The organism is Rhizobium etli 8C-3 (assembly GCF_001908375.1).
Taxonomy (GTDB): Bacteria; Pseudomonadota; Alphaproteobacteria; order Rhizobiales; family Rhizobiaceae; genus Rhizobium; species Rhizobium etli_B.
Genome location: NZ_CP017244.1, coordinates 1,524,673 through 1,545,989 on the forward strand (window position 1 = coordinate 1,524,673; position 21,317 = coordinate 1,545,989).

The 21,317-nt window shown below is 59.1% G+C and carries 15 protein-coding genes; 6 read left to right on the top strand and 9 right to left on the bottom strand.

The genetic code is table 11. The features are described 5' to 3' along the window. Nucleotides 1-471: 471 nt before the first annotated feature. The 9 genes from AM571_RS32175 to AM571_RS32220 all read right to left on the bottom strand — a co-directional run bounded on the left by AM571_RS32175 (nt 472) and on the right by AM571_RS32220 (nt 12,401). Nucleotides 472-1,590: an HPP family protein gene (locus AM571_RS32175; protein ID WP_074064988.1), complete on the bottom strand. Its 1,119-nt coding sequence runs from the start codon at nt 1,588-1,590 to the stop codon at nt 472-474. Between the two features lie 61 nt (nt 1,591-1,651). After that, complete coding sequence (locus tag AM571_RS32180) at nt 1,652-2,542, bottom strand: LysR family transcriptional regulator (RefSeq protein ID WP_074064989.1); 891 nt, start codon at nt 2,540-2,542, stop codon at nt 1,652-1,654. Nucleotides 2,543-2,759: 217 nt separating this feature from the next. Then, nucleotides 2,760-3,041 carry a hypothetical protein gene (locus AM571_RS32185; RefSeq protein ID WP_155774562.1) on the bottom strand — a complete coding sequence of 94 codons (282 nt, stop codon included), beginning with the start codon at nt 3,039-3,041 and terminating at the stop codon, nt 2,760-2,762. A gap of 357 nt (nt 3,042-3,398) precedes the next feature. After that, nucleotides 3,399-4,769: an alpha-glucosidase/alpha-galactosidase gene (locus AM571_RS32195; protein WP_074064992.1), complete on the bottom strand. Its 1,371-nt coding sequence runs from the start codon at nt 4,767-4,769 to the stop codon at nt 3,399-3,401. Between the two features lie 22 nt (nt 4,770-4,791). Then, nucleotides 4,792-6,459: an ABC transporter ATP-binding protein gene (locus AM571_RS32200; RefSeq protein WP_074065704.1), complete on the bottom strand. Its 1,668-nt coding sequence runs from the start codon at nt 6,457-6,459 to the stop codon at nt 4,792-4,794. A 10-nt stretch (nt 6,460-6,469) separates the two neighbouring features. After that, a complete protein-coding gene (locus AM571_RS32205) occupies nt 6,470-7,603 on the bottom strand; it encodes an ABC transporter permease (protein ID WP_074064993.1) in 1,134 nt (377 codons plus the stop codon). Between the two features lies 1 nt (nt 7,604). Further along, complete coding sequence (locus tag AM571_RS32210; protein WP_074064994.1) at nt 7,605-8,612, bottom strand: ABC transporter permease; 1,008 nt, start codon at nt 8,610-8,612, stop codon at nt 7,605-7,607. A gap of 117 nt (nt 8,613-8,729) precedes the next feature. Then, nucleotides 8,730-10,817 carry an ABC transporter substrate-binding protein gene (locus tag AM571_RS32215; protein WP_074064995.1) on the bottom strand — a complete coding sequence of 696 codons (2,088 nt, stop codon included), beginning with the start codon at nt 10,815-10,817 and terminating at the stop codon, nt 8,730-8,732. A gap of 117 nt (nt 10,818-10,934) precedes the next feature. Next, nucleotides 10,935-12,401: an alpha-glucosidase/alpha-galactosidase gene (locus AM571_RS32220; RefSeq protein WP_074065705.1), complete on the bottom strand. Its 1,467-nt coding sequence runs from the start codon at nt 12,399-12,401 to the stop codon at nt 10,935-10,937. Nucleotides 12,402-12,613: 212 nt separating this feature from the next. Here AM571_RS32220 and AM571_RS32225 point away from each other — a divergent pair, with 212 nt between their 5' ends. From AM571_RS32225 to AM571_RS32250, 6 genes are all read left to right on the top strand, one after another. After that, on the top strand, nt 12,614-13,510 hold the full coding sequence (locus AM571_RS32225; protein ID WP_074064996.1) for an AraC family transcriptional regulator: 897 nt from the start codon (nt 12,614-12,616) through the stop codon (nt 13,508-13,510). A gap of 266 nt (nt 13,511-13,776) precedes the next feature. After that, on the top strand, nt 13,777-15,060 hold the full coding sequence (locus tag AM571_RS32230; RefSeq protein ID WP_074065706.1) for an extracellular solute-binding protein: 1,284 nt from the start codon (nt 13,777-13,779) through the stop codon (nt 15,058-15,060). Between the two features lie 91 nt (nt 15,061-15,151). Next, nucleotides 15,152-16,084, top strand: a complete 933-nt coding sequence (locus tag AM571_RS32235) for a carbohydrate ABC transporter permease (RefSeq protein WP_081377259.1) — start codon at nt 15,152-15,154, stop codon at nt 16,082-16,084. Continuing rightward, nucleotides 16,081-16,923, top strand: coding sequence for a carbohydrate ABC transporter permease (locus AM571_RS32240; protein ID WP_074064997.1), 843 nt, complete (start codon nt 16,081-16,083; stop codon nt 16,921-16,923). Before AM571_RS32235 ends, AM571_RS32240 begins: the two co-directional genes overlap by 4 nt. A 28-nt stretch (nt 16,924-16,951) precedes the next feature. After that, a complete protein-coding gene (locus AM571_RS32245; RefSeq protein ID WP_074064998.1) occupies nt 16,952-19,975 on the top strand; it encodes an alpha-mannosidase in 3,024 nt (1,007 codons plus the stop codon). A 146-nt stretch (nt 19,976-20,121) separates the two neighbouring features. After that, on the top strand, nt 20,122-21,291 hold the full coding sequence (locus AM571_RS32250; protein ID WP_081377312.1) for an ROK family transcriptional regulator: 1,170 nt from the start codon (nt 20,122-20,124) through the stop codon (nt 21,289-21,291). Nucleotides 21,292-21,317 lie beyond the last annotated feature (26 nt).

Below are 21,317 nucleotides of genomic sequence, written 5' to 3' on the forward strand. Positions count from 1 at the left end.
TGACTGGCATATTGGCGACCGGCAACGAGCGTGGCATCGTCAAGACGTAAACCGGCGCCACCGTGGCCACCTTCTCGGCCGACATCACATGGCTGAGTATCTGCACTTCAACCGTGCTCGCAGATCCCTTGGAGGGAATAGCTTGCTTGCCTGCGCAATATGATCGTCACTGACACCTGTCGCGCAGACGCCTCTTCGGCGGCATTTGCCTTGCCCGGCAAGTCCGATGCCGCCTGTAGCGCCGATGACAAGAGTGCACCTGGCTGTAAAACGCGCCGTTGAGAAGACCCTCAGCCGGGCTGACTGTCGAAGCCCGTGAAAACTCAAGGGCGCAACGAAACTCTTCAGCCGGGCACGACCGGTTCTTGCCAGCCGCGATTTTATCGGTCATCGGCCGGGACGAGTTAAGACGGGTGCCGACGAGGACGTCGCCCCGTGGGCTCCGATCTTGCCGCGTAGCTGTCAGAAGCTTCAGGCGACACTCTCCTGGACGACGCGGTCCGTCGGAACGAGACGTGCCATAGCAGCGAGAAGATCGGTCTGCGAGATCAGCCCGATGATCTGCCAGGCCTGATCGATCACGACAACGGCGTGTGTTTTCCCGTCCGTCAGGACTGGCAAAAGTGCGAGCGCGGGCGCGTCGGCCGAAGTTGTCGCCGGTGGCGTCATGAGAGCCTTAACCGGACCGGACGCAAGCGCGAGTTCTCGAAGTCCGACGCTGCCTACGAGCGTGCCGTCCGGCTGCTTGACCGGCAGTGTGCGAACATTGTGCCGGATCAAAAGCGCATGCGCCACCTCGACAGTGGTATCGGGGCTGACTGCAATGACATCACGCGACATGATATCTGCGCATTTCAGGTCCTTGTTGGACCGGACCGTCGCTTGAATTTCGACTTCTCGCAAAAGCCGGCTCACATCCGAACGATCGATGTCGAACGTTTCCTTCAGCACTTGCAGCGCCGCATCGACGTCCTCCTCACGAAATCCGATCCGCAGGTTTGCGGGCGGATCCTTCGTGTGATGCGTGTTGGTCGCGCTGACGACACGATGCGGATAATTGTGCCGGGACAACCTGTGGAACAGAAGTCCGAGTGCCACCAGGATGCACGAATTCAAGCCCACCGGCACAAACGGGAAGAAAAAACCCCAACTCGCCACGGGCGCGCCGCCGAGGACTGCAGTCAGGGCCGCCGCTCCGCCGGGTGGATGCAGGCAGCGGGTGAACGACATTGCCGCAATCGCCAGAGAAACGCCCACACCAATCGCGATGATCGGGTCAGGAATGAGATTTGCGGCAATGACACCCATGAAAGCAGAAATCGTATTTCCACCGATAATCGGCCAGGGCTGCGCCAACGGGCTTGACGGAACAGCAAAGAGCAGCACAGCAGAAGCCCCCATCGGCGCGACAATCAGCGGAAGGTGAGGACCTTCGCCGAGGAGGCCACCGCAAATAAGGCCGGTCAAAGCGATGCATGCAAGCGCACCCACACACGAAACCAGTCGCTCGCGAAGTGTCGCACCGGCAAGGATGGGCGCAAACAAACGAAAACGCCAGCCAGACAAGGCTTGCCGATTTGGGAAACGCATAGATCACCTGTGGATTTGTCAATGAGATGTGCCGCGACAAAGGATTGGGGCGATGGCACGGTTATGGATTGTCCCCGCCGGCCGAAAGGAGGGCCGTTCGAAAGATATCCAGCTCTGAAGATCCCCCATTCTTGCGGGAAAGAAGAGCGGTTTCGGCTGAACCCGCAACAACCGTCTGGACCATGTCACGGGATAGCTGCAACTGGGACAGAACCGACGCTGGAGCGACACCAACGGCGCCTCCTGCAAGGACACTCGCAATCACGGCGTGGTAAGATGACATCTCGATCGTCATGAACGGTGAAAGACGGCCAAGCCAATCCTCGGCCATGCGGCGATAGGTGCAACCGGCCTCAAGGGCGGCGAGTGCGCCAACGGTGATGTCCGACGCATGACGAACTGGCGGATGATCCGGAGGAAGAATGATCAGAACCTCCTCGCTCCAGAGCGGCGCCAGCTCGAGCTGACAAAGATCAACGTCGGCAAGCCAGGCGGCTGCATTCTTGCCGATGGGCAACGCGATCAAGGCACAATCGACTTCCTCTGCCAAAACGGCACGCGCGAGATCCCGCGTCGCACCCATTGTCAGCCGAAGAGAAATATGAGGAGCAACGGTTGCGAAGCGTGGCAGAATATGCGGTAGCCGGCTTGCAGCCGTGCTTTCCATCGTACCGACACGCAAAGTCGCCGGCCGGCTGGAGGCCGACAATGAATGGCGCGCCTCGTCGGCCAATGCCGCCATTCGCTTCGCGTAAGACAAGAACAGCCGCCCTTCGCGGGTCAGAGTCATCTGCCTTCCGTCCCGGTTGAAGAGCAGGACACCGAAATCCTCCTCCAACTGCTGGATGCGCGTCGTGACATTCGAAGCGACGCGCCCAAGCGCGGCGGCAGCACGCGTCACGCTTCGATGCTCGGCGACGGAAAGAAAGACACGCAGCGACGGAAAATCCAAGTAAAGTCTCTATTCCAGAATACAATGCCGCCATTATTCTCATAAACAGAATGCGATCAAGCCGCCGCAGAGAACGGATTTTTCAAAATTTCAGTCGCTGACGGGAAGGAATTGCGCATCTTTCCAGATGCCGCAGCTGTGACGATGACCCGCAGGGACGGTCGAGCTCGCTCGACGCCGTCTGCGATTCTTCTGCGTCCAACGGCATGCAGATAGCTCATTGGACAGTGAACACCCCTGCACGCTCTTTGAGCATTGAGCGCAATATATCGGCAGCGCCGGCACGACGCCACTGGTAATGCACGGCAAACACATGGCACGCCGCTTGCTTTTTCATTCCAGTTCTTTTTGAAAGGTTCCGGTCGATGGTATTGCCTTTTGTTTTTCTGAGCATCGCAATCGGCTTCAGCGTGCGGGGATGCTTGCCGGCTTTTGCCGCGTGTCCGGAACTGGCTCCACGGAAAATCACGCTCACCATGCTGGCGACAGCGATCTGCATCTCAGCCCTCGCTCTGGCCTTTTCGGGCCGCGGCGTCTTGCTGGGAGGCGCGATTCTAGCGTCGGGGCTCGCTGTTGCTTCGGTCGCAAGAACAATTCTTCGCCCGGCCGCCATGGTCGCAATCGCGGCAACCTGCCTCGTTATTTACCTTTATCTGTCGCCTGCGCAGAGCTAACTGGAGAAACTGTAAAACGTCCTGGCATTGAGCCTCGCCCCAATGGTGACCCGAAGGCGATCCTGCAGCTTGATTAGCCTTTCTGGGATCGAGAGGCTGTGGCCGAGCGGCGAACTGGAGGCGAAGCCGGCGACAAGCCTCGCCGGCTCAAACGAGATTCCCGACCGGCGTGGCCCTTCACACTAGGCTGCCTGCACCTTCTTGGCTGTTCTCGCCCAGGCCGGCAACCAGTCACCGTGGGTGGAAAGAAGATCGTCGACGAGCGACCAGATCTGGTCGAGGTCGAGTTCAGCTGCCGTATGCGGATCCATCATCGCAGCGTGGTAGATGTGTTCGCGGTTTTCCGTCATCAGTGCCTGGACGGTCAGCTCCTGAACATTGATATTGGTGCGGATCAGCGCTGTCAGCTGTGGCGGCAGGTCGCCGATGAAGGTTGGCTGAATGCCCGAGCCATCGACCAGGCAAGGCACTTCGGCGGCGCAGTTTGCCGGCAGCGACGTGATGCAGCCGTTGTTGCGGACATTGCCGTAGATGACCGACGGTTCGCCAGTCCAGACCGAGTTGATGATGGAGGAAGCATATTCCTTCGATTGTGCGACCTCGATCGTCTCGGCCGAGCGAAAGGCTTCGGCCTGTCCCTTCCAGCGTTCGATCTGCTCGACGCAACGCTTGGGATATTCGTCAAGCGGAATGCCGAACTTCTCGATCAGGTCCTCTCTGCCCTCTTTGATGAAGTAGGGCGTATATTCGGCAAAGTGCTCCGAGCTCTCGGTAACGAAATAGCCAAGGCGTGTCAGCATCTCGTAGCGCACCTTGTTGGGGCAGCGCGGATTCCAGCCGGGTTTCGGGGCACGGCCTTCACGATAGGCGCGGACAAGATCGGGATAGAGGCTCTTGAAGGAACCATCCGCCTGCCGGTGCTCGAACGTCAGGTAGAAGGCCATATGGTTGATGCCGGCCGAGCGATAGCGAATTTCCTCGTAGGGAATGTCAAGGTCATGCGCCAGCTCCATGGCCGTGCCCTGGACGGAGTGGCAGAGGCCGACCTGCTTGATTGCCGGATATTTTTCCGCGATCGCCCAGGTGTTGATGGCCATCGGATTGACATATTGCAGCATGATCGCCTCCGGGCAGACGGCGAGCATGTCCTCGCATACCTTCCAAAGGTGCGGCACGGTTCTAAGGCCACGCATGATGCCGCCAACGCCGAGTGTGTCGGCAATGGTCTGGCGCAGACCGTATTTCTTCGGCACCTCGAAATCGGTGACGGTACAGGGCTCATAGCCGCCGATCTGGAAGGCGACGACGACGAAGTCTGCGCCTGTCAGCGCTTTGCGCTGATCGGAATAGGTTTCGGCTTTGGCCTTTACGCCCAGGGTCGAAATCAGCTTGTTGACAACGACGGCGCTCTCTTCGAGACGCTGCGGATTGATGTCCATCAGCGCGATCGTGGCGCCCGACAGCGCGGGACGCTGCAAGACATCGCCGACGATGTTCTTCATGAAGACGGTGGAGCCTGCTCCGATGAACGTGATCTTGGGATTTCGTGCCATTATAACCTCCGGCATTCGGCAATCATGCTACCTCGAAAGCGGCTTTCACCAGCCGTTCCGTGTAGGCGGTCTTGGGATTGGATAGAACTTCGTTGACGGGCCCCTCTTCCATGATGCGGCCATGCTGCATGACGATCACCCGGTGGCACAGCGCCCGCACGACCTTGAGATCATGCGAGATGAAGAGGTAGCTCAGTCCCCGCTCGTCCTGCAGCCTGCGCAAGAGCTCTATGATCTGCGCCTGGACGGAAAGATCGAGCGCGGAAGTCGGCTCATCGAGCAAGATAAATTCGGGTTCGAGGGCGATAGCGCGGGCAATGGCGATGCGCTGGCGCTGGCCGCCGGAGAATTCGTGCGGGAAGCGCGAGAGAATATGGCCAGGCATGCCGGCCGCAATCAACGCCTCGCGAACCCGATCCATGCGCTCGGCTTTGGTTGCACCGAGCCGGTTGACGACCAGCCCCTCTTCGATGATCTGACCGATCGTCATGCGCGGATTGAGCGACGAGAACGGATCCTGGAAGACGATCTGCATGCGCGATCGCAGCGGTCGCATCTCGGCGCGCGAGCGGCCGTGGATGGGCTGGCGGTCGAAATAGATCTCCCCGCCGTCCGGATCATTCAACCGGACCAGTGCCTGGCCAAAGGTCGTTTTGCCAGAACCGGATTCGCCGACGAGCCCAAGCGTCTCATGACGGCGCAGCGCAAGGCTCAGGCTGTCCACAGCAACAAGTTCCTTCATTTCCGGCTTGAAGAACGTACCGTGGCGCAGCATGAAAGAAACGCGCACCCTTCTGGCATCAAGAATGATTTCGGAATTTTCCGGCAATGGATTGGCCTGACCGCGCGGTTCAGAGCCGAGCAGATGCTTCGTGTAAGGATGCTGCGGATTGGCAAAGAGCCTTTCGGTCGTGTTGTGCTCGCGCATCTCGCCATGCTGCATCACATAGACATAGTCCGAGAACTGCCGCACGACCGTGAGATCGTGGGTGATCAGGATCACCGCCATCTGCAGTTCCTTCTGCAGTTTGCGGATCAGGTTCAGGATCTGTGCCTGCACGGTGACGTCAAGCGCTGTCGTCGGCTCGTCGGCGATCAAGACATCCGGATCGTTGGCGAGCGCCATGGCAATCATCACGCGCTGACGCTGACCGCCCGACAGCTGATGCGGATATTGCTTAAGCCGGGCTTCTGGATCGGGAATTTGCACATGCTTCAAAAGTTCCAGCGCCCGCGCTTGCGCCTGCCGGCGGCCGAACTTCTGGTGTACACGGATTGCCTCGACGATCTGACTGCCGATCGTATAGATCGGGTTCAGCGAACTCATCGGCTCCTGGAAGATCATCGAGATGCGGTTGCCGCGCAACTTGCGGCGGGCGCTTTCGGAAAATTTCAGGATATTGGCGCCATCATAGTCAATGGTCGATTTCGGCGAGACAACGGCGCGCTTCGTAAGAAGCCCCATCACCGTGCGCGCGGTTACCGATTTTCCGGATCCGGACTCACCGACGATCGCGATCGTCTCCCCGCGATAGAGCTGGAACGAGACATCCTTGACCGCCTCAACGAAGCCGTCTTCGACCTTGAAGTTCACCGCGATGTTGCGCGCGTCGATGATTGGGGCGTCTTTGCGGCCGTCATGGTCATGGCGAACGGGCGGCGCAAAGGAATTGACGAGAGAAAGGGCCATGTTCACCACCTCAATAAGGATCGACTGCGTCGCGCAGGCCATCGCCCAGCGCATTGAAGGCAAAGACGGTCACAAGCACGAATCCGACAGGGGCAAGGATCCAAGGATAGGTGCCGATGACGGAGTAGTTCGCCGTATCCTGCAGCATGAGGCCCCAGGAGATCAGTGGCGGCTTCACCGCAAAGCCCAGGAAACCGAGGAAGGATTCGAGCAGCACGACACTGGGGATGTGCAGTGTCACCGATACGATCACGTGGCTCATCACGTTGGGAAAGATATGCTGGAAGATAATGCGCCGGTCCGTCGCGCCAACGGCCATCGCCGCCCGCACATAGTCGATACGCGCCAATGCCAGCGTCTTGCCGCGAACCTCCCGCGACATCTGCGCCCAGCCGAGTGCCGACATGACGACGATGACGAAGGCAAGGAAGACGTTGGTCGGAGCCGTCACCGGGATCAGCGACGTCAGCGCCAGATAGAGCGGCAGCTGAGGAAATGCCAGAACCAGTTCGACAAAGCGCTGGACCCACACGTCGAATGTGCCGCCGAAGTAGCCGGAGACCATACCGACGGTCGTGCCGACGAGCGTGACGATAAAGACGACGGTGAGAGCGATCACCAGCGAAATGCGCGAGCCGATGATCGCGCGCGAAAGCACGTCGCGTCCAAATTTGTCCGTGCCGAGAAAATGCACCGGCTCGCCATCTGTCGATCCGAAGAAATGCCGGTTTGCGGCGATGAGGCCGAAAAGCTTGTAGTCGGCCCCTTTTACAAAGAAGCCGAGGTGGCGGGGATTGTCATAATCCGGGCCGACGATCGGCTGAAAGGTGACGGGATCGAGTTCTTCTGAATCGGCAAGCGCATAGACGCGCGGCTGAAAGACGAAGTTGCCATCCTTGTCGTGGAAGCTGATGGCCTGCGGCGGCGCGAAGCCGACGTCAGTTGCCTTCGGATCCATCGGCGCGAAGAAATCCGCAAAGACGGCCATGATAATCAGCAGCCCGACGAGGATGAGGCCCATCATGCCTGTCCAGGAGCGCTTCATGCGCCGCCAAACAAGTGCGATGTAGCTTTCGTTGCCGTGCGGCGGCTTCTTGACGGTTTCTTCGTGCGGGGGCGGCAGGGAGGAATCGAAGGCCAACATGTCAGGCTCCTGAGAACTGACGGACACGCGGGTCGAGCAGGGCGAGCAGCATATCGGCGATGATGTTGCCGACAATCAGCGTTGCCGACAGCACCATCATGAAGGTCGCGGTCACATAGACATCACCAATCGCCATGGAGCCGACGATGGCAGGACCGACGGTCGGCAGGGCGAAAATGATCGCGGTCTCGATTTCTCCGGTCAGCATGTAGGGAAGCACGACGCCTTGATACATCACGAGTGGATGCAGCGCATTGGGCACTGCATGGCGCATGACGACCGCGCTGCCGGTCAACCCTTTCGCCTTGGCCGTCTCGACATATTGCGCATTCAGCGTATCCAGGAGATTGCCGCGCATGACGCGCATATTGTAGGCGAGTCCCCCGAAGGTGGCGATCGCAACGACCGGCCAGACATGGCTGACCAGATCGACGAACTTCGCCCACGACCATGGCGCGCCGCCATACTGCGGCGAAAAGAAGCTGCCGATCTCGGAAATGTTGAACTGGAACACCAGCAAATAGACGATGATCAGCGCCATCAAGAAGCGCGGCACCGTCATGCCGAGAAATGAAACGCCGGAAAGAAGGCTATCGATCCAGGTATATTGGCGTGTCGCTGCCCAGATGCCGAAGCTGATGCCGAGTACGGAGGCAAAGAGATGGCAGACCAGGGCCAAGAGCAGCGTGCGCGGCAGGCGCTCTGCGACGACGTCGGCAACCGGCTTGTTATAGTACATGCTGTAGCCGAAATCGCCGCGAGTGACGATACCGCCGATCCAGTTGAAGTACTGGACCACCATGGTTTGATCGAGGCCGTGCTCGACGCGGTAGGCCTGGGCCTGGGCTTCCGCCTGCGCGTAGGAGGCTCCACTCTGGTTGATGAGCTGGGAGCGAATGTAATCGGCGTAATCGCCGGGCGGCGCCTGAATGATCGCGAAGGTCACCACGCTCAGGATGAAGAGCACAGGGATCGCTGAGGCTATGCGCACGAGCAGGAATCGCAACATCGGACGGTTCGCTTCTCCTTGCCGCCAGTCGCTCTTCGTCAGCGCGGCCGGCTTGTTGATTATGACCGGCCGCGCGCCACGCGCGGCCGGAAGCTCACTTTCATTTGGGAGGAAGCTCTAGTTAAGCGGACCCTTTTCTCCCGGCTTGCCGGGAAGTAGCTCGGGGAAAAGTTCATACTTCTGCTGCTTGTCGGCAGCCACCCACAGGCGTTCGCGGATGACGGAATCCTCAGCCCAGTTGAACATGAAGATCGGAGTGCCCTGCGGGAGGTTCGAGAAGCGCTTGTTTATGATCAGTGCCCCCGGATATTCGGTGAGGCCGACGGTGTTCACATGCTCCGTCGAATTCTTCTGATACTCTTTCATCAGGCTGACCCGCTCGTCATTGTCCTGGCTTGTCCTGAATTTGTTGACGATATCGACCAGCTCTTTTTCGAAGGGCATCAGATCGAGCTGGTCGTCCTTGCCGGCACGGTGATGCCAGCTGGTGCGCGGGCCGACAGGCGCGAGCTGCTCGGTATTTTGCACGACCGAAGCCAGTTCCGTGGTGTTGCGCTGGATCAGCCAGTCGAAGCGGCCGGCATAGTGCGCATCATCGCGCTTCGGCCCATCGAGTGCATTGATGATGATCTTGAGGCCAAGCTTCTCCATTTGGCCGACGACGCCTTCTGCGAGGCTCTTGTCGGTGGCATAGCCGTTGTTGACGAGCAGCACGATTTCGACGTTCTTTCCGCCCGCCTGCCCGGCGGGGAAGTTCACGAAGCCGTCGCCATCCGTATCCTTCAGGCCCGCCTTCGCAAGCCCGGCCTTGGCGCCCTCAAGGTCGTATGGATAGTAGACGGTCGATTGCCGGTCATAAAAACTCGTGCCGGAGGACAGGCCGCCGGGGTAGATCGCTGTGAAAGGTCCCTTGACGAGCGAATCGCCGATGGCTTTGCGGTCGAACGCCATCGTGACCGCCTTGCGGAAATCCTCGTTGCGGTTCAGCTCTCGGATCGCCTGGCCACGCGCGTCCGGATCGCCCCAGCCGTTGGCCGAGAAATTCATGCGCAGGTTATAGCCAATCAACCGAGGACCGAAGGCGAGACGGGCGGGTGCCGTTTTTTCGGCAGCGCGTTTAAGCGAGGCAACGAAATTCTCAGGCTGTTCGAGGTTCGAGAAGTCGCCCGAGCCCGCGACCGCCTGGACGTCACGATCCGCCCAGGTCGAAAGCTTGTAGTGCAGCTCGTTGAGATAGGGGAGCTGGTTGCCCTTTTCGTCGACCTTCCAATAATAGGGATTGCGGCGCAGCACGATGATGTCGTCTGGACGGTATTCGACAGGCACCCAGGCGCCCATCACCGGCATATTCATATATTCTGGCGGGAACGCGTTCTTGAATTGGTCGTACGTGTTCTTCGAATATTTCGGATGCTGCGGCTTCAGGACATGCGACGGACCCGGGCAGAAGTTGGGATAGGCCATCGTGTATAGATATTGTTTGGGGAAGGTCTCCTTGAAGGTCCATTCGACGGTATAGTCATCAACCTTCTTCAGGGTCGTGCCGGTGCCGAAGGCTTCCGGCGATGCGCCCCCGCCAAGCGGCGACACGTTCGGGTCGATAACCTCGTCTTCCCAGTAGAACATGATGTCATCGGCGGTGAAGGGAGCGCCGTCTGACCACTTCGCACCTTCGATCAGGTGCATCGTCAGCTTGTGACCGTCTTCGGACCACTCCCAGCTCTTGGCAAGGTTCGGAAGCGGCTCGGTATCCTTGGCCTCCACCTGGAAGAGCGGCGCGGTGCGCGTCAGGCATTCCGAAAGGCCGATATCGATACCGCCCCAGCCCTGCGTCTGGCCGGCGCCGTAGTTCCAGCCTTCAGGCCTCCCGCCGATGACATGACGCATCGTATCGCCGTAGACGCCGATACCGTCCGGCATGTTTTCCGTCTTGAAGACCAGCGGCTCCTTTGGAAGCCGATCCTTGACCGGCGGCAGCTTGCCGGTATCCACGAAATTCTTCTTCACCCAGTCGGGTTCGTTATAGTCAGGCAACGCCTTGAACTCCAAAATGGAGTCGCGGGCAACGTAATTGATCTTGCCTTCAGCCGGAAACGGCGCCGGTTCCGGTGGAATGGTCGGTTCGGATGCATAGGCATTCAAGGCCGGGCCGGAGACGCTCAGCGCCAGTCCGGCAAGAATGCCAATTTTACGAAGATGTTTCATCGTTTCTCCCTCCTGTTCGGAGCACTTGCGCTCTCCGGTTCTCCTAAACGGCGTGAAATCAGTGCGACGCGACAGCTTTTCCTCCCGAACACCGCCGCAGCCCGCCTTTCACGAAGATCAAACAGCCTGTTTCAAGGCCGCCTTTTCGGCGCGCAGCTCCTCGATGGAGCGCACGCTGCGGCGTGCAGCGCCGGCCCAATCACGCGTCTTCACGCTCGATTTCGACAGGCGCTCCTGCGCAGCCGGCACGGCGTGGGCATATTGAGGCAGCCAGCGGGCTTGAGCCACGACCATTTCGTCGACCATCTGCCAGACCTCTTCGGGCGTCGAGACGGCACCGACCAACGGGTCGTGCAGCACCGCAAGCTTCAAAAGTTCGATATCGCCGCTGATCGCCGCATGGACGGACATGCGCTGAACGTTGATCGACGAGATGCACGTTGCCGCACAGGCTTCCGGAAGGGTGATGCCGGAGACCATGTTGATGCCGAAGCGATCGACGAACCCTGGCGACTCGATGACAGCGTCGGCCGGCAAGTTGGTGATGACGCCATTGTTCTTGACGTTGAAGTGGCCGCGATAGACCCGGTTGGTCTCCAAAGCCTCAAGAATATGGCTTGCATGCTCGTTGGAGCGCCTAGACGGATCGATTGGCTTCGACGCCGATTCAAGAAACTGCGGGAACTCCGTCTCGAACCAGTTGCGCGTTTCCGTCGAGTGGCGGAGATAGCCGCCGGTCTCACCGTGGATCCAGTCGGACATGTCAATCCATTTGGTAATTTCCTCCGGACGCTTGCGATACCACGGCAGGTACTCCGAAAGGTGGCCGTTGCTTTCCGTCGAATAGACGCCGAAGCGCTTCAAGACGTCGATGCGCAGCTTCTCCTGCTGCGAATAGACCGGGTGCGCTTCGAAGGCTGCAACAAGCTCGTCCTTGCCGATCTTGCGGCCGTTGAGACGCAGGTCGACGAACCAGGTCTGATGATTGATGCCCGAGCAGACGTAGTCGAGATCCGAAAGCGATCTTGCGCCGAGAACCTCGGCAATCTGTTCGGCCCCATGCTGTACACCGTGGCACAGGCCGACCGTATCGACCTTGCCGTATTCGATCGCAGCCCACGTGTTCATTGCCATCGGGTTTGCATAGTTCAGGAATTTTGCGCCGGGCTCAGCGACTGCGCGGATGTCGCTGCAAAAATCGAGAATGACGGGAATGTTGCGCTGCCCATAAAGGATGCCACCGGCGCAGATCGTGTCACCGACGCACTGGTCGATGCCATATTTCAGCGGGATGCGGATATCGTCGGCATAGGCCTCCAGTCCCCCTACGCGCACGCAGCTGATGATGTAGCGAGCCCCTTCAAGCGCTTTGCGTCGGTCGGTTGTAGCCGTAACCTTTGTCGGCAGCTTGTTCGAATGAACGATCTTGTCGAGGATCGCCTTGATCATCTGAAGGTTGTGTTCGCTGAGATCCGTCAGCGCGAATTCGACATCCCTGAATTCGGGAACGCACAAGATGTCGGTAAACAGCTTCTTGGTAAAGCCGACGCTGCCTGCCCCGATGATAGCGATTTTGAAACTCATAATCTTCACCTCAATCTGATCAGATGCTAGGTAAAAGATGGGCAGGAGAGGAAAGACCACATGCAGACGCATGCAGTCCGAACAAGCATGAATAACGCTTATATTTCCTCCTGGCCGTTCTCTCGACCGCGATCTCTTCCTCTTATGAAGGGCGATTATGCGGATATTCGCGGAGGTGGCCAGAGAAGGATTATGCTTTCGAGGGTAATTTTGTGCTGCGGGATTTGATCGCCAACGGCCAGTCCATGAGGACAATCTCCCTGCCGCGCGGGCGCCAGCGACTGCACGCCATGCCGACGAGTGCTGGCTACGAGGTTCGGGAAAACGAAGTCTACGACTGGGACGGCAGGCGGCGCGGCCAGACCCCCTTCACCGTCCTGCAGCACACAATCGGCGGCACCGGCCGCCTGCGCTACCAGAACCGAAATTACCGGCTCCAAAGCGGTGATACGCTCTTGGTTCTCGTGCCGCACAATCACCGCTACTGGCTCGAAAAGGGCGACCGTTGGGAATATTTCTGGATATCCATGCATGGCGAGGAGACGTTGAGGATCCACAAGATGGTGCTTGGGCTTGCAGGTCCGGTTCTAAGGCTCAAGCCATCGACCATCGATCATCTCGCCGACTGCAGCCTTCGCCTTGTCAAGGGTGCTTCAACGCCTGGAGCAGCGTCGGCGATCGCTTATGAGGCGGCCATGGCCCTTTATGACGACGTCTTCGGCTCTGCGGCTTTAGCGGCGGATCTCAGCGCCATGCAGCCGGTGATCGATCATATCCACGCCAATCTCGATCAGCCATTGCCGGTGAGCGAACTTGCGGGCATCGTCGGTCTCAGCCGCGCGCATTTTTCCCGCAGCTTCGCAGAGAGCGAAGGCATGCCGCCTGCCGAATATGTGCTGCAGCAAAGGCTTCAGCGTGCGGCAAAACTTTTGACGAAAGCCGACTTCCTGCCGGTCAAGGAGGTCTCCATCATGTGCGGCTTCGAAGATTCCAACTATTTTTCCAAGGTCTTCCGCCGCGTTTACGGCATCACGCCCACGGAATTTCGAACAACCGGCATGTATGCAAGCATCGGCAATGCCAGACATCGATCGGCGGGTCCCGACTGAGACATCATTGCGCTCGTCCTCGCCAAAGATCACAGGCAACATTCTTGGACCGCTGCTTGCTCCTCAAGCCATTGGCCCGGCGGCCTTTTTGCAACGGAGGTTTTTGAGGTGCGGTATCTCGCATTTGTGAGCCCTGCTTCCGGTGCAACCTTGACACCAAATGAATGTGACTTAATCTAATTCGCGGATCGGAGCGTTGTTGGAGGCAGCTGCTCAAATCGGATCCTTGACCCCGGGAGGAGATACTCGTGAGGAATAAAGCACTCATTCTTGCACTGGCGGCCACCACTTTCCTGGCCGTGCCGCATGACGGCACGGCACAAGAGACCATCACGGGCGACATCGTCGGCAAGGCCGACGCACCCAACAAGCTGGTTTTCCGGATGACGACGGATGGTCCGCGCAACAACGAGCCGGCTTACGCGCAAGGCTACAGCAAGCTGTTCAACGACTTCATCGGCAAGCATTCCGACTGGCAGATCGAGTTGCAGATGATGTCCGGGGATATCGGACAGGAACAAGCGCGCATGCTCGAACAGGCCAAATCGGGCTCGGCCCCCGATTGTGCAGCCGTCGATTCCTTCGTGTTGCCGCTCTTCAAGAAAGCCGGCGTCCTGCAGTCCTTCTCACCGTACTTCACCAAAGAGGAAATTGACCAGCTCTTCCCCTTTATCCGCGAGGGCATCACCGGCTCTGACGGCAGCATCTACGCATGGTGGTGGTCGACCGACCTTCGCGTGCTTTACCGGAACAAGGAAATTGTTCCTGACGCGCCGAAGACCTGGGACGACTTGAAGAAGGCGGCCCTTTCCTCGGTCGAGCAGGGAATGGAAGGCGTTCTGTTCAACGGCGGGCGCTATGAAGGGACGACATTCGACTGGCTCGCCAACTTCTGGGCCCAAGGCGGCAAACTGGTGGATGACGATGGCAAGCCGATCTTCGGCGAGGGCGAAAACCGGGATAAATTCATTAAAGCCGTCAACTACTACCGCGATCTCGTGGAGTCCGGGGCCGCTCCGAAACGCGTGGCGACCATCGGTAACTATGACGACTTCAATGCAGCGGCAGCGGCCGGCACGACGGCGCTATTTGTCGGTGGCAACTGGCAATACGCACAGCTCAAAACAGCGCTTGATGCCGATGAATTCGCCAAATGGGCTTTCTCTCCGCTTCCTGGCCCGACAGCAGACCAGCGCTCAACGGGCACCGGCGGGTGGACGGTGGCGGCTTTCAGCAAGGATACTGGAAAGGTGAAGCTTTGCGCCGAACTTGCCCGCGACATCTACATGGGACCTGCCAATGCGCTGCAGGAACAGCTTCCGACCCGCGCCGATCTCTATGACAAATACGAGGTCTTTTCCTCAGACGCCAACAAGACCTTTGCTGCAGCGCTGAAGTTCGGGCAGGCAAGGCCCGGCGCACCCGTCTATCCCGAAATCTCAAATCAGATTCAGATCATGATGGGCAAGGTGCTGACGGGCGTCCAGCCGACCGAGGCTGCCGTGGACGAGGCATTCGCCGCCTCGCTTAGCGCCTTCAAACGCAGCTGAACATCATCTGGCGGCGCGGGCACAAATGCCTCCGTGCCGCCAGGAAGCCTGCGCAACCGCTGCCTGACGACGAAATGGCCGGATCGGATCGATGATGGATGCAAGCATTGCCGCCAATGGCCGCCAGAGGATCGGCAGGAAAGCCGACGGACGGCATAGCCCCTCCCCGCTGCCTTGGCTTATGCCCCTCATCCTTGTCCTTGGCGTCTTTTATCTTTATCCCTTGCTGGACGTCTTCCGCTTCGCGTTCACCAACGTCTCGCTGCTTGGCACGGACGAGGTGTATACGCTGCAGACGATCGTCACCACATTGTCGAAGCCCGAGCTCTTGCAAATCCTGTGGGTGACACTCGTCTTCACCGCGTCGAGCGTCGTTGCGCAGCAATTCTTCGGGCTTTTCATCGCCTTGATCGTTTTGCATAGCGAAAAGCGCCGGCTCTTCGGCTCGACGATCGTGCGAACAACAGCCCTTGTGGCCTGGGTTGTTCCGGGCATTGCCGGCGGCATCATCTGGAAAATGCTTTTCAACGAAGCGCCGTTTGGCGGATTGAACAGTCTCTTGCGGCTGATCGGCGTCCCGGCTGTGCAGTGGTTGTCGGATCCACACATGGTCATGTGGTCGGTCGTGATCTCCAATGTCTGGCGCGGCACGGCGTTCTCGATGGTTGTGATGTATGCGGCGAGCAAGGCCATCGATCCTGTTCTTTACGAGGCTGCCGAAGTTGACGGTGCAAATCCATGGCAACGGCTGATCTATATCACTCTGCCCCAGCTGCGCACCGCTATTCTCGTCAACATGATCCTCATCACGATCCAAACCCTGAATACGTTTGATGCAATCATTTCGCTCACCGGCGGCGGCCCCGGACGCGCGACCGAGGTTCTTTCGCTCTACACCTTCAACGTCGTGTTCCGAAACTACGATCTTGCAGCCGGCGCGGTCTTGTCGATCCTGATGCTTACAATCAGCCTTGGCCTTGCACTCGTCTATGCTCGTTTTCTGCCAAGAGGAGAACCGTCTTGAGGCCTCTCAGACAAGATCGCATCGGCGATGCGCTCAGTTATCTGTTCCTTGCCATAACGTTTCTTTTCTTCGCCTGGCCGTTGCTTTGGCTGCTGTCGCTTGCGCTAAGGACGCGCAAGGAAATCTTTCTGGGCGTGAGCCGTCTCATCCCCAAAGCGCCGACTCTGGAAAATTTCGGCGCCATCTTATCGTCCGACAAGTTCGCAGGATATCTTTGGAATGCATTGATCCTGTCCTCGTGCAGCGCAATCGGCTGCCTGATCGTGGCGCTGCCTGCAGCTTACGCCTTTTCCCGATTTCCGTTTCGCGGAAAAGGAACTTGGATGATGGTCCTGCTTGCCTTTCAGATGATTTCACCGCTTGTTATCATGGTACCCCTCTACCGCTACATGGCAGCACTTCATCTTACCGACAGCCATTTCGGTGCGACAATGGTCTACATCGCACTCGCGGTACCAATGGTGACGTGGATATTGAAAGGCTCAATCGACGGCATTCCGAAAAGCCTCGACGAAGCTGCAGTCATTGACGGCTGCGGTCATTTCAGCGTCTTTTGGCGCATCATCCTTCCCTTGTCCGCACCAGGCATCGCCTCGGCCTTCATCATCTCGGTCATCGCCGGCTGGTCGCAGTTTCTCGTCCCATTTCTTCTCATCAGCAAGGAATCGCTCATGCCCATTGGCGTCGGGATATTCCAGTATGCCGGAACACAAAACGACTCCTCCCTGCAGTTGCTGGCAGCCGCCTGCCTTGTATCGGTCGTTCCCGCCATCGTTGCCTTTCTCGCCCTCCAGCGGCTCATCCTCGGCGCCATGACGGAGGGCGCCGTCAAGGGCTGACATTGCATTCACATCTCAGGATCTCATCATGACGCTTACTCTGACCCAACGCCTCGACCGCATTCGCGTCCGTATCGCAGAGCTGGAATACTGGCGCTCTCGCGAGACCATTGAGATAGACGGCTGGACCTTTGAAGGAGAGCCGATCGCAATCGGCAGTTCATGGCCACGCAAAGACGGTACTGTACGATTTTCCGGTGCAATCACCTTGCCCGGCCATTGGCCCCTCGACGAAGCTCGGCTCGTGCTTGACCTTGGCGGCGAAAGCCTGATCACGATCGTCGACGAGGCGGGCAAGGAGCGTCGGCTCGGCCTCGATCCCTATCACCGGGAATTCCTCGTGCCTTCGCGCAGCATCCGCATCTTTTCCGAAACTGTCGCGCGCCTGCCCTTTGGAGAACCCGTGCAGCACCCGAGGCTGGAACGTGGTGCAGTCATCTGGCTGGACACGGCCGTCGACAGGCTGTGGCTGCTCTTGCGGCAGGTCAGCGAAGCAGCAGACATCCTCGACGGCCACGAGGTCACACCGCACCTCCTCGATGTCGCCGAACAGGCCATGCGTACCCTCGACTGGCCGTCGGCCACCGCCGCCTATGTCGCGCGTACGGCGCCCTCGCCGATCCAGCAGAAGATCTGGCAGTTGCCGCCAGTTGAGATTTCACCCGAAGGTCTTAATCAGAGCCAGCGGGCCAGCGTGCTCGAAGCCTACGAAACACTTGTTGGACAGCTCAAGCAACTGCGCCAGCGATTTCCGCCGCAAGGCGAGATCGCACTGACCGGGCACGCGCATATCGATCTTGCATGGCTTTGGCCATACAGCGAAACCCGGCGGAAGATGCGCCGCACATTCCACACGGCGCTGTCGCTTATGGAGCAATCGTCCGATTTCCGCTTTAATCAGTCCACGGCCCACTACTATGCGCAGATAGCCGAGGACGATCCAGGCTTGTTGGCGCGTATCGTCGAACGGGTAAAGGCAGGCCAGTGGGAAACGCTCGGTGGCATGTGGGTCGAACCCGACACCAACATGCCGACCGGCGAGAGCCTCAGCAGGCAGATCCTTTATGGCCAGCGCTATTTCGAAAAGACCTTCGGGGTTCGCCATACCGTCTGCTGGCTGCCCGATTGCTTTGGTTTTTCCGGCGCCCTGCCCCAGCTTCTGCGTCAAGGCGGCATGAACAGCTTCTTCACGATCAAGGTCAATTGGTCTGAAACCAATCGCTTCCCCGCCGACCTCTTCTGGTGGGAAGGGCTCGATGGCAGCAGAGTGCTCGCCCACACATTCGACAATCCGATGCAAGGCTACAATGGCTTCGTGCGCCCGGATTGTTTCGTGCCGACCTGGAAGAACTTCCGCCAGAAGGACAAGCACGAAACCACGCTGCTTGCCGTGGGCTATGGCGATGGCGGCGGCGGCGTAACGCCGGAAATGATTATGCGGGAAGAGCAACTGCGATTCTTCCCGGCTTTGCCGCAGGCACGCTGGACACGGGTCCACGACTTCTTCAGGGATGCGCATGACACGGCGGCCAGGAAAGAACTGACAGTCTGGCAAGGCGAGATCTATCTGGAACTGCACCGCGCAACGCTCACAAGTCAGAGCGCCGTCAAGCGGGTGCACCGAAAAGCAGAGCGCGGCTTGGTGACCGCCGAGACGCTGGCAGGCCTTGCTTATCTTCTGGGGGGCGAGCAGCCGGCATCAATGGAGCGCCCCTGGCGTGTCGTCCTAAAGAACGAGTTCCATGACATCCTGCCCGGCTCCTCAATTGCCGAGGTCTATGTCGATGCCGCCAACGAACTCGACGCAGTCGTGAAAGAGGCGCGCTCGGCTCAAATGGCGGCGATGAAATCCATAGCCGCGCAACTGCCGGCTGGAGAAGGCAACAATGTTCTGGTGGTCAATCCCTCGCTGTCTGAACGACCCCTCCGCCTGACGCTATCGGATGGCAGCACAATTGCGGCCGAGGGACGGATCGCGCCGCTTGGGATTGCTGTTCTGGCGAGCGAAGCACTCCAGCCGAAGTCCGGCCTTTCAGCTGGGCGCGACTATCTGGAAAACGCTGTCCTGAAAGTGAGGCTTGCAAAGGACGGCTCCATCGCCAGCATCTTGCACAAGCCAACGGGCCGTGAGGCGCTTGAGGGCTGCAGCAATCGCCTTTTCGTCTATCCCACCGATAAGCCGCGCAATTGGGACGCCTGGGATGTCGAAGAAGACTACGCGGCTCGTGGCGAAGAGGTCACTCGTCTCGACAGCCTCGAATTGATTGAGGAAGGCCCCCACCGGGCAGCGATCAAGATCGTTCGAACCTGGCGCCACTCGCGCATTACGCAGGTTCTGTCGCTTGGTGCCAACGCGCGACGGCTGGACATACAGACAGAACTTGACTGGCATGACCGGCGTGTCTTCCTTCGCACGCTGACGGGCGTTGCCGTACGTCACGCGAGGGCCACCTGCGAATGCGCCTACGGGGTCGTGGAACGGCCCACCCATTCGAACACCTCCTGGGAAGCTGCGATGTTCGAAGCGCCTGCCCACCGCTTTGCCGATCTTTCGGAGCCTGGCTTTGGCGTTGCCATCCTCAACGACGCCAAGTATGGCCACAGCGTGCGCGGCAATGTCCTGGGCCTCTCGCTCCTGCGCGCGCCGGTCTATCCCGATCCGCTCGCCGACGAAGGCATCCAGACGTTTACCTATTCGCTGATGCCTCATGAGGGCACCTGGTATGAAGGCGGCGTGAGGGAGGAGGCCGAAGATCTAAACCAACCGCTGCTGGCGCTCGCCGTCACAGATCGCGCAACAGGCAGATGGCAGCCGCTCGCCGCTGTCGGGATCGATGCGGCACTTTCCGCCGTCAAGCCTTCGGAGGATGGCGATGGCCTCATCGTGCGCGTGTACGAGCCTGCCGGGCGGCGCGGCAGCTTTGAGTTACGCCTTCCGCCGCGCTGGCAGAACATGGGCGTCGTCAGCATTCTCGAAGAGCCGATGGAAGAGGTGCCAAATTGCGGTTTGCGCCCCTTTGAGGTCAAGAGCTGGCGATTAGCCAGGTCTTGATGCGGAACGATGCGACAGCGCTCCTGGAGCGCTTTTCGCATCCGCTGAAATCGCATAGTTTGCTTTGAGACTAGGTCGGCGAAGGGGATACCGGGTTGATACTGTCGGGCTCGAACACGGAGCAGGCTGCAGCGGCCAATCGGGCCATGATCCTCGCCGCAATTCATCGCGGGGCTCCGATTTCGCGCACGGAGCTTTCGCATCAATCGCGGCTGACAAAGCAGGCCGTCACCCGCATCGTCGATCGATTGCTCGATGAAGGACTCGTGATGGAGGCGCGCCGCAGGCACGGCCTGCGCGGACAACCTGCCATCGAGCTGGAGATCGATCCCGAGGGCGTGTTTTCGGTCGGCGCCAATATTGATCGCGATCACCTGACGATCGTCGCCGTAGACGCAGCCGGCACGGTTCGGGGACGCATCCATCACGAAAGGCGCTTCTTGCTGCCGGACGACTTCGCGTGCTTGATGGCTGAGGCGCTATCGTCCTTTCGACGCCGCAGGGTCATCGAAGAAACTCGTCTGGCGGGGATTGGCCTTGCTATTCCCGACTGGCTCGGAGAGGTCAAGGTCGTCGGCTTTCCATCAGAATACCGGCAATGGAATGGCTATGACGTGCGCGGTGCGCTCGAGGCCATTTCCGATCATGCGGTGTTCATCGACAATGACGCCAACGCTGCTGCGCTGGGGGAAATCGAGTATGGCCTCGGCACGGAAATCGGCAGTTTCTTTTATATCCTCGCCAATGCCTGTCTCGGCGGCAGCCTCGTCATAGACGGGGTCCGTCATAAGGGCGCCAGCGGAATCGGCGGAGAAATTGGCTGGCTGCCGGTCGTCTTCGATGATGGCCCGTTTCAAGGAAGCACCCAGCCGCTCGGCGAGATGTTCTCGCTGTTTATCCTGTTTGATTATCTTGAGCGCAACGGCATCAAGGCGACAACCCCGGCAGATCTTCTCAACCTTGACGATGCAGGCCGCAGCTGCGTCAGCAGGTGGCTGCGAAAAATCAGCATCAAGCTTGCCCAAGCGATTGTCGATATCGGCATGGTGGTTGATCCGGAGAGCGTTCTCATCGGTGGCCGCTTTCCTGTCCGTCTGATTGATGAACTGCTTGTCTACGTCCACGAGGAAATTAGCCGCCTTGGCGCACGAGCGCCGTCTCTTCACCGGGCGGCCGGCTCTGAAGATGCCGCTGCTCTCGGTGCTGCAGCAATCCCGCTTGCCCATCGTCTGGGGTTGCCCTCGGCCGAACCGGGTCAGAGGTTTCGAAATCCAATCAGCAACCGACAGTCCCAAATTCCGGTCACCGTTGCGTGACGAGTTGAAGCGGAGAGCCAGGCGAC

Bases quoted from the DNA above. Each gene is read 5' to 3' on its own strand.
- AM571_RS32175 (WP_074064988.1), bottom strand. From the start codon at position 1,590: ATGCGTTTCCCAAATCGGCAAGCCTTGTCTGGCTGGCGTTTTCGTTTG.
- AM571_RS32185 (WP_155774562.1), bottom strand. From the start codon at position 3,041: ATGCAGATCGCTGTCGCCAGCATGGTGAGCGTGATTTTCCGTGGAGCC.
- AM571_RS32195 (WP_074064992.1), bottom strand. From the start codon at position 4,769: ATGGCACGAAATCCCAAGATCACGTTCATCGGAGCAGGCTCCACCGTC.
- AM571_RS32200 (WP_074065704.1), bottom strand. From the start codon at position 6,459: ATGGCCCTTTCTCTCGTCAATTCCTTTGCGCCGCCCGTTCGCCATGAC.
- AM571_RS32205 (WP_074064993.1), bottom strand. From the start codon at position 7,603: ATGTTGGCCTTCGATTCCTCCCTGCCGCCCCCGCACGAAGAAACCGTC.
- AM571_RS32210 (WP_074064994.1), bottom strand. From the start codon at position 8,612: ATGTTGCGATTCCTGCTCGTGCGCATAGCCTCAGCGATCCCTGTGCTC.
- AM571_RS32215 (WP_074064995.1), bottom strand. From the start codon at position 10,817: ATGAAACATCTTCGTAAAATTGGCATTCTTGCCGGACTGGCGCTGAGC.
- AM571_RS32220 (WP_074065705.1), bottom strand. From the start codon at position 12,401: ATGAGTTTCAAAATCGCTATCATCGGGGCAGGCAGCGTCGGCTTTACC.
- AM571_RS32235 (WP_081377259.1), top strand. From the start codon at position 15,152: ATGATGGATGCAAGCATTGCCGCCAATGGCCGCCAGAGGATCGGCAGG.
- AM571_RS32245 (WP_074064998.1), top strand. From the start codon at position 16,952: ATGACGCTTACTCTGACCCAACGCCTCGACCGCATTCGCGTCCGTATC.
- AM571_RS32250 (WP_081377312.1), top strand. From the start codon at position 20,122: ATGATCCTCGCCGCAATTCATCGCGGGGCTCCGATTTCGCGCACGGAG.